This is a genomic window from Clostridium sp. MCC353 (assembly GCF_018785315.1).
GTDB lineage: Bacteria > Bacillota > Clostridia > Lachnospirales > Lachnospiraceae > CHH4-2.
In genome coordinates this window covers 38,802-54,449 of the sequence record NZ_WQPN01000128.1, presented here as the reverse complement: position 1 = coordinate 54,449, position 15,648 = coordinate 38,802, and the positions used below count along the sequence as shown (strand labels likewise).

14 protein-coding genes are annotated in these 15,648 nt (G+C 46.7%); 13 read left to right on the top strand and 1 reads right to left on the bottom strand.

The annotated features are described in order from the left end of the window. Positions 1-735 precede the first annotated feature (735 nt). The gene (locus tag GPL15_RS20995; RefSeq protein ID WP_215700627.1) at positions 736-1,395 is read left to right on the top strand and encodes a hypothetical protein; all 660 of its coding nucleotides are present in this window, start codon (positions 736-738) and stop codon (positions 1,393-1,395) included. Between the two features lie 15 nt (positions 1,396-1,410). Here the strand turns inward: GPL15_RS20995 and GPL15_RS20990 are convergent, their stop codons facing one another. Continuing rightward, positions 1,411-2,640, bottom strand: coding sequence for an AraC family transcriptional regulator (locus GPL15_RS20990; protein WP_215700626.1), 1,230 nt, complete (start codon positions 2,638-2,640; stop codon positions 1,411-1,413). Positions 2,641-2,769: 129 nt separating this feature from the next. Between GPL15_RS20990 and GPL15_RS20985 the strand changes: the two genes are divergently transcribed. The 12 genes from GPL15_RS20985 (at position 2,770) to GPL15_RS20930 (ending at position 15,626) form a co-directional block, all read left to right on the top strand. Further along, a complete protein-coding gene (locus GPL15_RS20985) occupies positions 2,770-4,191 on the top strand; it encodes an MFS transporter (RefSeq protein WP_215700625.1) in 1,422 nt (473 codons plus the stop codon). A gap of 8 nt (positions 4,192-4,199) precedes the next feature. Next, the gene (locus GPL15_RS20980) at positions 4,200-5,102 is read left to right on the top strand and encodes a hypothetical protein (RefSeq protein WP_215700624.1); all 903 of its coding nucleotides are present in this window, start codon (positions 4,200-4,202) and stop codon (positions 5,100-5,102) included. Between the two features lie 2 nt (positions 5,103-5,104). Continuing rightward, positions 5,105-6,298 carry an amidohydrolase family protein gene (locus GPL15_RS20975; protein ID WP_215700623.1) on the top strand — a complete coding sequence of 398 codons (1,194 nt, stop codon included), beginning with the start codon at positions 5,105-5,107 and terminating at the stop codon, positions 6,296-6,298. Further along, positions 6,295-7,173, top strand: coding sequence for an amidohydrolase family protein (locus GPL15_RS20970; RefSeq protein WP_215700622.1), 879 nt, complete (start codon positions 6,295-6,297; stop codon positions 7,171-7,173). Before GPL15_RS20975 ends, GPL15_RS20970 begins: the two co-directional genes overlap by 4 nt. Next, positions 7,166-8,095, top strand: a complete 930-nt coding sequence (locus GPL15_RS20965) for an amidohydrolase family protein (RefSeq protein WP_215700621.1) — start codon at positions 7,166-7,168, stop codon at positions 8,093-8,095. Before GPL15_RS20970 ends, GPL15_RS20965 begins: the two co-directional genes overlap by 8 nt. Before the next feature lie 159 nt (positions 8,096-8,254). After that, a complete protein-coding gene (locus GPL15_RS20960; protein WP_215700620.1) occupies positions 8,255-9,094 on the top strand; it encodes a YitT family protein in 840 nt (279 codons plus the stop codon). 104 nt (positions 9,095-9,198) lie between these two features. Further along, positions 9,199-10,227: a TRAP transporter substrate-binding protein gene (locus tag GPL15_RS20955; protein WP_252198539.1), complete on the top strand. Its 1,029-nt coding sequence runs from the start codon at positions 9,199-9,201 to the stop codon at positions 10,225-10,227. Positions 10,228-10,231: 4 nt separating this feature from the next. Next, the gene (locus GPL15_RS20950) at positions 10,232-10,717 is read left to right on the top strand and encodes a TRAP transporter small permease (RefSeq protein WP_215700619.1); all 486 of its coding nucleotides are present in this window, start codon (positions 10,232-10,234) and stop codon (positions 10,715-10,717) included. Continuing rightward, the gene (locus tag GPL15_RS20945; protein ID WP_215700618.1) at positions 10,717-12,024 is read left to right on the top strand and encodes a TRAP transporter large permease; all 1,308 of its coding nucleotides are present in this window, start codon (positions 10,717-10,719) and stop codon (positions 12,022-12,024) included. The genes GPL15_RS20950 and GPL15_RS20945 overlap by 1 nt, the downstream gene beginning before the upstream one ends. A 176-nt stretch (positions 12,025-12,200) precedes the next feature. Beyond that, complete coding sequence (locus tag GPL15_RS20940) at positions 12,201-12,890, top strand: hypothetical protein (RefSeq protein ID WP_215700617.1); 690 nt, start codon at positions 12,201-12,203, stop codon at positions 12,888-12,890. A 177-nt stretch (positions 12,891-13,067) separates the two neighbouring features. Beyond that, positions 13,068-13,502: an Lrp/AsnC family transcriptional regulator gene (locus GPL15_RS20935; RefSeq protein WP_215700616.1), complete on the top strand. Its 435-nt coding sequence runs from the start codon at positions 13,068-13,070 to the stop codon at positions 13,500-13,502. A gap of 525 nt (positions 13,503-14,027) precedes the next feature. After that, positions 14,028-15,626, top strand: a complete 1,599-nt coding sequence (locus GPL15_RS20930) for an ABC transporter substrate-binding protein (protein WP_215700615.1) — start codon at positions 14,028-14,030, stop codon at positions 15,624-15,626. Positions 15,627-15,648 lie beyond the last annotated feature (22 nt).

The following is a 15,648-nucleotide window of genomic DNA, read 5'->3' as shown; positions in this document are numbered from 1 at the left end:
ACCCAATGTCGATCCCAACGAAAAGCGTTGACAGGTAATCGATTTTCTTCATGTGTAATCACCACCTTTCAGGTAAGGATGGGGAAGCAGAGCCAAAGCTTATCCCGATTCGATGCACCCGCTGAAGTCTCGCGTTATCAGCATTGCTCCAGTAGAAATACCCTGCTGGAGGCTAGAACTGGAGATGCAGCATTTGTGTAAGCAGTCAGGGGCACACCGTCTGGGCTGCAAGCTTTTTGAGCAATAGCCATAGGCTTTGAGGACGGGCAGCAGCAGTGACCTTAGCTAAGATTCCACTGGAAATCATTATAGCATCGGGAATCTCTGGTATAAAGTAACTTGTAAGTGGTATAGATGGGATAAGGAGGAACCAGCACTCCTGACATGACATCATAGAATATCCTTATATCTATACCAAAAAAAAATAAGTCTATAGCCTGTTTTATTTGGCTATAAACTTATTATACGAGAAGGGAAGGGGCTGATTCTTTCCTGTTCCAATACGGGGATGATAACCGGTGACTATCAGACCGGCGGCATTACAGGAATGATTGCTTAGAGACGCCTTTTAGCACAGAGCAGAATATTGATACTGACGAGGGCCGGACGCTCAATGTTCATCGGGATGCAAGGGCAGTCGTCCGGCTCTGTAACAATACAGGAGAGATTCTGGTCCAGAAGCATTATGCAGGCGGAATCGCAGGATACTGAAAAGGAAAAATGAAGGGGAACTATGTGAAAGGAACCATTACCGGCGGTGATTATGTAGGTGGAATTGCGGGATACGCGAAGACGGTGGAGGGCAATTACGGTATGACGGTCATTCAAAGGAGTGAGGACGGTAAAAAAGAAGATATTCCGGGTGAGTACCATGGAAGCATTGTAGGGGAGGGGGATGAGGAAGGAACGATCACTGCCAATATCTATGTGGACAATGGATTAGGGGCCAACGATGGAATTACACACCGGGATGAGGCGGATGGCCTTGCTTATGGGGAATTTATACAGTTAAGCAGTATACCGGCGGAATTTTACAGGATTCAGGCTGTTTTTCTGTCCGATGGAGAAGAGATAAAAACCGTAAACTATCAGATCCTTTGGGCGGATAAAACTGCTGCGGCTCAGGCGGAAACAGTGCGCATGAGGGTATATACCGGAAATCGCAGCGGGTACATGAGCGCCGCCATAATCGATGAGACAATTGATGGGCCAAAACTCCGTATCCTTGGGACAGAACGAAAAGGGGAATATCTGATTTTTGAAGCGGGAACAACTGAAAGGCTTATTTTACTTCAAAAAGAAAGATACCCTATGCAAATTGTCTTGGTGATTTTAGGAGTGGTTTTCTCAGCTGCGGCGGGATGTTTTCTGGTATACAGAAAAAAATATCTGTAGGTTTCCGGCATTATTTTACAGAGGACGGACATCGGGTAGGAATGGATGGGGGGTGGGCTCCAGGATTTTTTGTGTTTTCCTATATTCCTGAGGGGACATTCCCATTTCCTTTCGGAATACCCGGGAGAAATAGCTGGTATCCTGGTAACCCAGATACAATGCGATTTCCTGAATCTGCATTCCCGAATTAATCAATAGGTTAGCCGCGAGCTGCATACGCTTGTGTAGAATATACTGAATGATGGTGACACCCGTTTCTTTTTTGAATAAAGACGCTAAATAAGTAGGGGACAGATTGCTTAGACTGGCCAGGGCGGATAAATTTAATTCGGAACTGAGATTGTTCAGGATAAATGCCACGGTCTGGCGAATGGATTTACTATAGCGTTCCATAGATAATTTCTGAACCAGTGTCATATAATCCCCCAGCATAATAAGATTCCCATCATGAAGCCCTTTCGCGGTCATAGAGTGCTCGATTCTGTCCATGTGTTTTTGAAATACTGTATGCAGAAGCGAAACGTGTACACCGCTTTGCTGAGCCGCTTTCCGGATCAGAGCGTTAAATGTGTGGCTATAGCACCTGGAAGACTGGAGCTGCCTTTCACCGGCTAACTGCTTGCAAATAGAAAGATAGAGAGTTTCATAAGTTTCGAGGGCCTCCTTGCGGTTCCCATGGGTTACTTCCCACAGCATTTTCTTTTCTAAATCATAATTTTTTTCAATCTGGCGAAAAGCGGTCAGCTGCTCTTTCTGATCGTTATGAAGTTTGGCAGCGTCAGTTTTACCCAAGGACAGCATAACGATGTCAAACTTTATCGTTTCTCCATAAAGATACCGGCCGGCGCTGCCCACATAATACCGTACCTGTGGAAGAGAAGCAAGGGGCAGTGAACGGTAATAATCCTGTAAGGCCGGCTTTATGGAAGGATGCATTCCATTCGTTGCAATTACCTGAATCACCCGTTCACTGGCAGGCTCTTCCGTCAAAAAGGGACCTGCGATCATTAAAATATCGTCTGGAAGGCGTCTTCTGATAATCACAGTATGAACATGGAGGGAATCTTCCAGGCAGTACATCTTCCCTTCCTGGAAATTATCAAACTCCAGGCGGGATAATCCGTAAGAGAGAAATTGATCATAATGGCTCAGCTGTCCCTTTGTATTGGGAAGAAAGGAGACAGCGATGCCGGTCGATTTTTCAATCATATCCGCAATCATATGAAATACCGTGTATTCAGCCATTTATACGCCCCCTATGAGAATAAGATAGTACCAGTATATCATAAGATAATCCTAACTTCAACGGGAAGTTCCTGTTATAATTTGATTATCAGGAACGCGTACTGAAATGAAAATATTTAGGGGGATACAATGGATAACCAAACAAATTATGACAGAGCGAAACTGTGGCAGATTGGATGTTTCTCTATGAATAACGTGGCAACAAACTGTGCCAACTTTTTAATGGCGTATTATGCCTATTATACTCAGAATGTATTAGGGCTGGCGGCAGTAATTGTAGGGATGATTGCTACATTCACCCGGGTGTTTGACGGAATTACAGATCCGATTGTAGGTTTTTGGATTGATCGTACCGACGGCAGATTTGGAAAATTCCGGCCCTTTATGATAGCTGGAAATATAATAATCGGCGTCTGTCTGTTGTCACTGTTCCGGACTCCTGTAACGCTTTCCATAACCGGAAAATATATCTATACGACAGTTTTTTATTTCCTCTATATTATCGGCTATACCTTTCAGACGATTTGTACAAAGGGAGCGCAGACAATTCTGACCAATGATCCGAAGCAGCGTCCAATTTTTACATTTTTTGACGGATTTGGCTGCCAGATTATATCAGCCATTATTCCGTTTTTAATTACCACATATCTGGCCCGAATCTATTCAGTCGGCGAGTATGCACCAAATAAGGGAATGGTGAACCCGGAACTCTGGAAAATGGCCTCTTTGATTATTATTTTGTTATCGGCATTTCTGACAATTCTGGCGGTGGCCGGCATTTGGAGTAAAGACCGGTCTGAGAATTTTACGAACAGAGGAAAAGCTGAGAAGGTCAAGGTGTCCGCGTATCTTGACATCGCGTTACATAATCGTCCTCTGCAAATGCTGATCGTCTCCGCGGCTACGGATAAGCTGGGCTCTATGCTGATGAGCGGAACATTGACCTATATTTTTGCCAATATTCTGCTGAACTCCTCCTTACAGGGGAAATTTTCCATGATGGTACTGGTCCCCTCAATTATCTGTTCATTTTTAGGGGTCATGCTGGCAAGAAAAGTCGGCTTGAAGAGATGTTTTTTAACAACCACCTGTTTATCTCTGGCATTGTTGACTTTAATGTATGTTATTAAGCCGAATCCGGAAGTACCATTTATATTTTTAGGTCTGTATATGCTGCAGAAATGCATCACTTACGTATCCATGTCCACGCTAACACCTTTGATCGCGGACTGCAGTGATTATGAGACATACCGTTCCGGCAGATATGTTCCGGGCATGGTGGCGACCATTTTTTCTTTTATTGATAAGTTATTATCCTCACTGTCAACTCTTATCGTTGGATTTGCGCTGGCCTATGCCGGCGTCGGGGCTGTAAAGATCACTCCGAACGAACCCGTAAATGGAACGTTTAACTCAGTAATATTAATCTGCTTCTGCGTGGTGCCGATTCTTGGACACGTCGCAACACTGATTGCGATGCGGTACTATGATCTGACTAAGGAAAAGATGGAAGAAGTCCAGCGGGTGATAGCGGAAAGAAAGCGGGGATAAAGTCTGCAATGCATGAAATAGAAACATACAGAATTTTGGAGCAGGAGAAACTGGTTTTGGAAAGCAGTGACGGCGGCCTTAGGGCCGCCATCCTTCCTGCCCGGGGCGGTATGCTGGTTAGTCTGAAAAAGGATGGGGAGGAATTTATCTACTGTGATCCTGATAACCTTTTATCGGAAGACCGGCCAAAATGCGGGATGCCGGTGCTGTTTCCGGTGTGCGGAAAACTCAAAGAAGATGTCTGCCCGATTGATGGAACCCTATATCCTATGCCCATGCATGGACTTGCGCAAAAAGAGGTTTGGGAGATTTTGGATACTGGCTGGGGGCAGAACGGGGCATATCTAAGGCTGAGGTTTACTTCGGACGCGTTCACAGAGCGGTCATTTCCATATCAATTTTGCGTAGAGCTGGAGTACAGGATCAAGGGAGATCAGCTTTATGTATTCCAGACTTATAAAAACCAGTCTGAGAAACCTATGTACTTTTCCTTCGGTTTCCATCCCTATTTCTATATTTCGTCACTGCAGCAGACAGAATTTCGGCTTCATGCCCGTGAAATATGGATTCCTTCCGAACAGTCAAGGAATCCGGCGCCTGAGAGGTTTCTGTTTCCGTGGAAAGGAATCCGGGAATACGGGGCAATGATGTCCGGATGTAAGGAGAGCGTTTCTTTTCTGGATAAGGGAAACGGGCACATGGTGGAGGTGGCATTTTCACAAGAATTTCCATATGCGCTGCTCTGGTCACGACCAGAAAAGCACTTTGTCTGCCTGGAGCCATGGTCCGCTCCGGCTGACGCGTTTCATATAGCGCCGGATACGCTTACATGCCTTGGAGCGGGAGAGAGCCTGAACGCTGAAATCAGCATCAGGATAGATATTTCAGATGAAGAAAAGAGGAGGCGGTAAATATGCGTTTTTTCCGGTCATGTGACTTGATTCTGCCGGACAGGATTTTAAAAGATGGAGGCCTTTTGGAAGATAACGGAAAGATCGTGTGCGTTGGAAAAAGAGAAGAATTGGAATTGGCTGCGGGCAGTGCTGAGGTGGTTGAGTGCGGAGGAAATTATCTCTCCCCGGGATTTATTGATGTTCATACACACGGAGGGGGAGGGGCGAGTTTTATGGAACCTTCCTGGGAGCAGTATCAGACTGCGCTCCATACACATCTGGATCATGGAACAACTACAATCGTACCCACTTCTCTTGCGAGATCCATAGACGAAGCTGCGGCTATGGCGGATATATGGAAAAAAATATCAAAAACCCCCGGTCTGCCGTTTGTTCCGGGGTTGTTTTTTGAAGGTCCGTATACTTCCTCTAATCAGGCAGCAAAGGGTGTGGGGGTAGGTTTGAAACTAAAGAAAAACGAGATAAAAGAATCTGATTATAAAGCCTTATGGGAAGCAGCCGATGGCAGCATAGTGAGATGGATGGCAGCTCCTGAATTAGAGGGGGCCATGGAATTTGGCCGATTCCTGAGAGAAAAGGGAATTATAGGCTGTATGGGACATAGCATGGCGGACTATGAAACGGTTCTGGAAGCCAAAAGAAATGGGTATTCCTGTGTTATCCATTTATTTACAACGATGTCCACAGTGACACGTAAGTATGGATTCCGCCATGGGGGATTAACGGAAGCAGGTCTGCTGTGTGATGATCTTGACGTGGAACTGATATGTGACGGCTGCCATTTACCGCCGGAACTGATACAACTGGCGGTAAAATGCAAGGGTTATGATAAAATTATGCTCATCTCGGATTCCGGCCCTTTTGCGGGAACGGATTTAACGGGAGAGCAGGAGATGCTGGGGATGAAGATCATCATAGAAGACGGCGTGGCGAAGATGCCTGACAGGAGCTGCTTTGCAGGCAGTATTGCCTGTGCGGATACTCTCGTAAGAACCTGTTACCGGGAAGCTGAACTGCCGTTGTGGGCGGCAGTCCGCATGGCTGCGAAAAATCCTGCGCGGCATTTGGGCCTCCAGGGAAAAAAGGGAGAGCTGACGGCTGGAGCGGATGCGGATCTCATTATATTTGATGATCAGATAATGGTGAAATCTGTGTATGTGGGAGGAATCAAAATTAAGGGGGGAAAGCATTGAAGAAAGTAGACATTCATGCGCATGTTGCCTTAAATGATTCTGATATAGAATTTAATCATGTAAAATTCAGCGGTTGTTCGGCAATGAAGAATCATATGGAGAAACTGGGGATTGAACGGGCGGTTATCATGTCGTTGGAGGATCAGAACGATATGTTTACGTCTAATCATGCCGCCGCCGAGATTGTAAAGCGATACCCGGAATTTTACTGTTGGTTCTGCAATATACCGCAGGGAGAGAAAGATCCATATAACCTGTTAAAGAAAATGAAGAGACAGGGGGCTCTGGGGCTGGGAGAGTGGGTGACACATCTGCCTCTTGACCACCCTTATATGGAAGAAATTATGGGAGCGAGCGAAGAACTGGAACTGCCAATTCTCTTTCATCTGAGCCCTGATCCTGACAATCAGTATGGAATAATCGATGAACCGGGACTTTATCTTTTAGAAGAGGCTCTGAAGAAATTTCCCAAACTAATGCTGATCGGCCATTCTCAGGCCTTTTGGTATGAGATCAGTAATAATGATCCCTGCGCGGAAAAAGGGCGCGGCGGTTATCCGTCCGGTCTGGTAGAGCCTGGAGGGAGACTGCCATATCTGATGGAAAACTACAAGAATTTATATTGTGATCTTTCCGCCAACAGTGGAGGAAACGCGATGATGCGGGATCCTGATTTTGGAATAAAGTTTCTGGAAAAATATCAGGACCGTCTGTTTTTCGGAACGGACATGGCCAATGTGGCTATGAATTTCCCGTTTGGAGGCTGGCTGGACGAACAGGTGCAGAAGGGAAGGATTTCACAAATGGCATATGAAAAGATATGCAGCCGCAACGCGTATGAGAAAATAATCAAGGAGGTGAAAGCGGATGTATAAAAAAATGGATTTTCATGTTCACTATCTTACAAAGAGTTACAGGGATTTTCTGATGGAACATTATGGACCTGAGCCTGAGCATTTTAAAACGCCGGAATGGGATGTGGAGAAACAGTTGAAGGTGATGGAGGAAAATGGGATTGAGTACGCCCTATTGGGAATTTCATCTCCTTATTTTTGCTGTATGGATACAGCGAAGACCATAGAGGCGGTGAGAAAAAATAATGATGAAATCGCTGAAATGCTTTCCGGGCATGAAGAAAAATTGGGTTTTCTGGCAGCACTGCCGCTGCCGGATGGGGATCATTCCTTAAAAGAGACAGAGCGGGCGCTTTTGAAAGGAGCAAAAGGGTTCTCGGTAAATACCCACTCAGATGGCATTTACCTGGGTAATCCGGCATTGGATCCGGTTATGGAAGAGATGAACCGTCAAAAAAGCATTGTACACATTCATCCAACCCAGCCGGCCCGCATACCGGAAGGCGTCTGCGACGGCTTTCCCATACCGGCGATGGAGTTTTTCTTTGATACGACGAGGACCTTTGTCAATATGTGTCTGAATCATATATTTGAACGCTATCCTGATATCCGGTTTATCTTTTCTCACGCAGGGGCATTGGCGCCAATCCTGTCGGACCGGCTGGATGTATTTTTTAAGCGGTATGCGGACGACCGGCCGGATTTGGATTTTGCATTAAAACAGGCATATTTTGACCTGGCCGGATATGTGGAGCCGAGGCAGCTGGAACTTGTATTGGAAGTGGCTTCGGCAGATCATTTGTTGTATGGAAGTGATTTTCCCCATACGGGCACGATGACGGTGGCAAAGAATGCAAAGGCGTTGGAAGATACGAAGAAACTTTCAAAAGGACAAAAAGAGATGATCTTCTTTGAAAATGGAAAGAAAATGCTTTGGGGTTAACAGATTGGAACGGTATTCAGGGGTTGCAGGAATGAAGCAAATGTGGGATAATCAAATGCGTTAAACCGTGCCGCTGCGACGAATCCGCACAGAAATCTGTGGTGAATTTTGGGTCAAGGCTATGGGGCGGAAGAAGAACATGATAAAGAGGATTAACACATGAAGAAAATCGCGCTTATTATAACCGGAAATACCCTGTATGCCCTGGCGGTGGCGCTGTTTGTACTGCCCTGTCATTTAATTACCGGAGGAACTACCGGATTAGCTTTAGTGGCCAATTACCATATGGGAATCCCCATTGCGGGGGTTGTGGGGGTATTTAACCTTTTGATGTTTTTTCTGGGGTTATTCGTGCTGGGGAAAGCGTTTGCGGTGACCACTTTGATCAGCAGTTTTTACTATCCGTTTATATTGGGTCAGCTTCAAAGGTTGATCGGGGATTTTGTGATAACGGAAGATAAGATGCTGGCCACCATATTTGCAGGACTTTTGATCGGCGGGGCCATCGGCATGGTGATCCGGGCCGGGGCGTCTACCGGAGGAATGGATATTCCGCCGCTGGTTCTCAACAAAAAGCTCCGCTTACCGGTTTCCGTCACCATGTACGCCTTTGACTGCCTCATTTTATTGCTGCAAATGCTGTTTGCGGATAAGGAACAGATCCTTTATGGGCTGCTTTTGGTCCTGATCTATACGATTGTGCTGGATAAGGTGCTTCTGATCGGAGGAAACCAGATGCAGGTGAAGATTATCAGCAGAAAATTCGAAGAGATCAGCAGGCAGATCCAGCAGAAAATGGACCGGGGAACCACTCTGTTTGAGATCGAAGGAGGCTATTCCAGAAAGGAATCTTACGCGGTTCTGGCGGTGGTTTCCGGCCGCGAGCTGTCAAAACTGAGCGAAATGGTGATGGAAATCGACGATCAGGCATTTATGATCATCAATCAGGTCAGCGAAGTGAGAGGAAGAGGGTTTACCCTGCAGAAAAAATATAAATAAAAAAGTCCAATTCAGGAAGGCTTATGCTTTCCTGAATTTTTTTGCCTGAAAATGGGCACAATATGCCGGTAAAATGAATGACAGCTTTTGGAAAGGAAAGAAGGATGAAGTGCATGAAAGTAAAACCGGCTGCAGCCGGACTGCTGGCAGTAATTTTAGGTTTGACCTTATGCCTTGGCGGGTGTCAGAGATTTGGTTCAGGAAAACGGATCATCCGCATTTCCCATGGCCAGTCGGAAACCCATCCGGAACATATCGGACTTTTGGCGTTTAAAGAATACGTGGAGGAACATTTAGGCGATAAATATGAAGTCCAGATTTTCCCCAACGAACTGCTGGGGTCTGCCCAGAAGGCAATTGAACTGGTTCAGACGGGGGCCATTGATTTTGTTGTGGCCGGAACCGCCAATCTGGAGACATTTGCGCGCATTTATGAGGTGTTCAGCATGCCTTATCTGTTCGATTCGGAGGAGACCTACCGGGCGGTGATGGGGGATGAAGACTATATGCGTCAGATTTACCGTTCCACAGAGGAAGCGGGATTTGAAGTGATCACCTGGTATAATGCGGGCGTCCGCAATTTTTACGCCAAGAAGCCGATCTATACCCCCGATGATCTGCGGGGCATGAAGATCCGGGTTCAGCAGAGCCCGGCCAGCGTCCAGATGATGAAGGAATTCGGCGCGGCGGCGGCTCCTATGAGTTTCGGCGAAGTTTATACGGCCATTCAGCAGGGCGTGATCGACGGGGCGGAGAACAACGAACTGGCCTTAACCAACAACAAACACGGCGAGGTGGCAAAATACTATTCCTATAATAAGCACCAAATGGTGCCGGATATGCTGATCGGGAACCTGCGTTTCTTAAACAGCCTTTCTGAGGAGGAACTGAAGATATTTCTGGATGCCGCCCGACTCTCAACTCAGGTGGAACTGGAAGCCTGGGACGAACAGGTGGAACAGGCAAAAGAGCTGGCCGCAGAAAAAATGGGCGTGGAATTCATCGATGTGGATGTGGATTTATTCAAGCAGAAGGTCCTGCCCCTCCATGAGAAAATGCTGAAGGAAAATCCGGCGATCCGGGATGTTTATGAGCATATCCAGAAAATAAATGAACAGAGGAAGGAGGGATAACGCAATGGAAGGAATACAAAAAATCCGGGATTTTTTAGACCGCATACTGGGAACTGTCACCGTATGTTTATTCGCGCTGATGACGGTCGTGGGTACTTATCAGATTATGACCCGGTATTTTTTTAACCGGCCGAGTACGGTATCGGAAGAACTGCTGACCTATTCCTTTACCTGGATGTCTTTATTGGCTGCGGCATATGTGTTTGGGAAACGGGACCACATGAGGATGGCATTTCTGGCGGATAAAATAACCGGGAAGAAGCGGCTCTGGCTGGAGATTGGAATTGAAATCCTGATCTTTTTGTTTGCGGGCGTGGTGATGCTGTATGGCGGAATCCAGATTACCAGGCTTACCATGTCCCAGATTACAGCCTCACTTCAGATCCCCATGGGCTATGTTTATCTGGTAATCCCGCTGTCCGGGGGGCTGATTATGATTTATAATGCCATGAATATTGCGGAAATGATAGGGAAAAAGGAGGTAGAGTGATGGAAATTGCGTGGTTGTCCGGCGGGATTATCCTGATTCTTCTGGTGATAATGCTGCTTCTTGGAATACCGATTGCGGTTGCGCTGGCCGTATCTTCAATCTGCGCCATTCTGCCGGTACTGGAATTCGGCCCTGCGGTGCTGACGGGGGCCCAGAGGATTTTCTCAGGAATCTCCATATTCAGTTTGTTAGCCATTCCGTTCTTTGTTTTGGCGGGCAATATTATGAATAAAGGCGGAATCGCCATACGGCTGATTTATTTCGCAAAACTCTTTACGGGACGGATACCGGGGGCGCTGGCTCATACCAATGCGGTGGCAAATATGCTGTTTGGAGCCATTTCCGGTTCGGGCACGGCGGCGGCTTCGGCCATGGGTTCCATCATCGGGCCCATTGAACGGGAAGAGGGCTATGACCCTGATTTCTCGGCGGCGGCCAATATTGCCACGGCCCCTACCGGGCTTTTGATCCCGCCCAGCAATGTTATGATCACCTACTCCTTAGTCAGCGGAGGGACTTCTGTGGCCGCCCTTTTTATGGCAGGATATATTCCGGGCATTCTGTGGGGGCTTGCCTGCATGACGGTGATCTATTTTATGGCTAAAAGCCGGGGATATCAGAGTTCCGATACCCATACGGGAAAAGAAGCGGTGAAAGTGGCCCTTCAGGCCATACCCTGTCTGCTGATGATCGTGATCGTGATAGGGGGAATCATCAGCGGCATATTTACCGCTACGGAAGGTTCTGTGGTGGCGGTGGTGTACAGCCTGATTCTGTCGCTGTTCTTTTATAAATCCATAACCTGGAAGGATTTAAAGGATATCTTTCTGGGGAGCGCGGAAATGACGGGCATCATCATTTTCCTGATCGGCGTTTCCAGCATTATGTCATGGGTTATGGCATTTACGGGGATACCGGGGGCGATTTCAGAAGCCATGCTGGGGCTCAGTGATAATCGGTATGTGATTTTGATCATTATCAATATTTTGCTGCTGGTTGTGGGGACTTTTATGGATATGACGCCTGCCTGCCTGATCTTTACGCCTATTTTCCTTCCGATCTGCCAGAAGCTGGGAATGAATTCGGTGCATTTTGGAATTATGATGATATTTAACCTCTGTATCGGTACGATCACGCCGCCGGTGGGGACCACCCTGTTTGTGGGTGTGAAGGTTGGAAAGAGCAGAATTGAAAATGTGATCCGGCCTCTTTTATATTATTTTGCGGCAATTTTTGTGGTACTTCTTCTGGTCACCTATGTTCCTGTCATCTCCATGTGGCTGCCGGGGCTGTTGGGGTATGTGTGATAAAAATGGAAGAAGCAAAATGCCGGCAGCCGGCTTTAGACGCCATAACCGGGTTGCTGCTTACAGCCAAAACCGGCTTAAAGAAAGGAATTCGTAATAATTTGATCCTTGAACCTTCCGGCTCCTTGGAGTAGAATGGAAGAAGAGAATAATTCTGGAAAGAGGAGATGGTTGTTATGAAAATTAAAAAGTTTGCAGTACTGCTTTTATCCTTTGCGCTGGCGGCAGGAAGCCTTATCACGGTTCACGGAGCGACGAAAGAAAGGCTGCCGGAAGTTTCGGATTTATGGTGGGAAGATGAAGTTGCCCATTGGGAAGAAGTGGACGATGCATATAAGTATGAGGTTACATTGTACCGCAACAGCTCCAAAGTTAAGACCATAGAGACGAAAAACACAAAATATAATTTTGAGAATGCCTTTACAAAGGCCGATTCCTACCGTTTTAAAGTCCGTCCGTTAGGAAAGGGAGAATTTTCAGACGGCCCATGGTCTTCTTATTCTGAAGAGATCGATATCAGCCAGACCTATATCAATAATCTGGAAGAAGAGCGGGAGAGGAATAAAGCGGCTTCCGTAGGAAAAGGCGCTAAGGGACCGGGAGAAACGGAAACTGCCGGTGAGTGGGTACAGGATCAGAACGGCTGGTGGTATAAGAACGCTGACGGCACATACCCAGCCAGCACATGGGCGCAGGTGAATGGCGTGTGGTATTTCTTTGGTGAAGACGGTTATATGAAGACCGGATGGATCAATTGGAAGAACAAACAGTACTACTGCGATGCCAGCGGAGCTATGGTGACCGGGACCTATACGGTGGAAGGCGTTGCCCATAACTTTGCGGGGGACGGAGCGCTGATGCAGTAATTTTTCAGACAAGCAGCAGGACATGTTTAAATTATGATTATGAGACGGGGAATATTGGCTTTAGGGGCCGGATTTCCCGTCTTTTCATTTTTTTATTGACATGGGACATTCTTTTGTTGTTTTAAAATCTGTTTACCGATATAATGAAATGGTAATTGATTGCTAGGAGGCTGAACAGTGGACCAGATAGATAAAAAGATAGTGATGCTTCTTGAAAAGAACGCCAGAATGCCGTTAAAAAAGATTGCGGAAGAAGTGGGCCTGACCTCACCGGCGGTTTCCACCAGGATTTTCAGATTGGAACAGGCAGGTATTTTAACAGGATATCACGCGCAGATCAGCAGAAAAGTGATGGGATATGTTGTGATGGCCTTCGTCAGCCTGGAACTGACGCCAGGTTTTGAGGAAGAATTTCAAAAAAAGGTGATGGAGTCGGAATTTATCCTGGAGTGCTATAATCTGACGGGACAGTACGGGATGCTGATGAAGGCTGTTTTTAAAGGGACCATGGAATTGGATACTTTTATTGGGGAGATGCAGAGATTCGGGAAAACAAGTACCCAGATTGTGTATTCTACTCTGGTTGAGAAGCAGAATGTGGTGCCGAAATAAAGATTTTGTGGCATGTTTTTTTCGTACATGAAGGGTGAAGGCATTTTCGAAAATGACCTCACCTTTTACTTTAAAACGTGAAGGCATTTTCGAAAATGGCTTCACCCTTTACTTTTGACACCCTTTACTTCTGACACCCCTTACTTTAAACCAGAACACCCCTTACTTTAAACCAGAATAGTCTTGACAAAAAAAACAAATTTTGGTAGTCTATTTATGTAGTTACCAAAATTTAGTTTTTATCTTGAATCACTTTATTTTTTAAAGTGATAATCCAAAAACACTAAATTTAATAAAGTATAAAGAGGCAAAGATGCTGACTGGCGGGAACCTGTGTGCATTTTTGCCTTTTTATTCTGTCAATGGCCGGATTTTAAGCATGATCTGCGGTGGTGTGTATGGCGTAACAATTCAGACCTGTCTGAACTGTTGCTGCATGGCGGATTTGGTATGCCGCTGTAGAACGGCGGAGCGTGCAGATGGTGTTGATTCTGGAAATTTATGTAAAAACAGGAGGTAGTTTGAATGAGAAGAAAAAAATTATATGCGGTAGTGGCAGCGGTTGCGGCCCTGGCTTTGACAGCCTGCGGCGGGGGACAGACGGCCCAGCCTTCGGCGGCTTCATCGGCAGCGGCGGCAGGAACGGCAGGGGCGGAGGCCTCATCGGCGGCTCCGGGGACTGCGTCGGGAAAAGATACGCTGATTGTGGCCAAGCAGTCGGATCCCAGCGGGCTGGATCCCCATGTGGTGACAGACGCGGCGGCGATCATTTGTATTGAGAACATGTACGACGGGCTTTTTGAATATTCCAAGACTTACGGGGATGTGGAGAAGGCCCTTGTGGAAGATTATACGGTGGAGGGGGATACCCATTACATATTTAAACTGCGTCAGGGAGTGAAATTCCATAGCGGCCGCGAGATGAAAGCGGAGGATGTGGTGTATTCCATTCAGAGAATTATCGATCAGGGCGTCAGAGCCTCTCATTTTGAACAGATTGAATCCATGGAAGCGGCGGACGATTATACGGTGGATATCAAGTTAAAAGAACCATTTGCCCCGTTTTTGACCTATCTGGCCCATCCGATGAATGCGGTTGTGGACAAGGATGTGGTGGAAGCCAACGGAGGCAGCCTGGCGAAAGCCGACGGCGGAACTTCCGCATTTAAACTGGAGAAATGGACGCCGGGCAGCCAGTTGGATCTGGTGAAATTTGATGAATTCTGGAATGCCAAAGATACGACTGTGCCAAAGGTTGTGTTCAAAACCATTGAAGATGCCACTGCCAGATCAACCGCCCTGCGCAACGGGGAAGTGGACATGATCATGGATGTGACCGAGCAGGAAGTGGCGGTGATGAAGAATTCTCAGGATGTGGTCATTGAATCCGTGCCGGGAACCTTCTGGGAGTATCTGGGCATGAACTGTGAAAGCCAGTTTTTAAGCGATCCTAAGGTTCGTGAAGCGGTTTCCTATGCCATTGACAGAGAAATGATCAATAAAGCGGTGAAAATGGGCAACGCCACAGTTCTGGCCGATGCCAATATCCCGCCGACCCATGCGGCATATGTGGGCAATAACAAGTATGCAGCAAGGGATGTGGAGAAGGCCAAGAGCCTTTTGGCGGAAGCCGGATATAAGGACGGAGATATCACCGTTACCATAAAAGCCGGATCGGACTGGCAGTATCAGGTGGATGCGGCCCAGATGATCAAACAGCAGCTTGCTGATATCGGCATTAAGGCGGAAGTTTCCGCCATGGAATCCGGTTTGTTCTTCGACGATCTGAATAAGGGCAACTTCGATATGACGGTCTGCGGATGGTCCGGATTTGTAGATGAAGACGAATATGTGTATAACCTTTTCAAAACAGGCGGGGCCTATAACCAGCAGCTGTATTCCAACCCTGAAGTGGATGAGCTTCTGGAAGAAGGAAGACGGACCCTGGATGAGAACGCCCGCACTGAAATTTATAAAAAGATCCAGACAATTCTGGAAGACGATAGTCCGATGGCATTTCTTTATATGAATAATTATGCGGTTGCCATGAGGAACAACGTAAAAGGCTATACGGTTCATCCGACAGGAACCACAAGGCCCATCAGGGACATTTATTTTGAATAATTTACAGAAGCGAGGAGAGGAA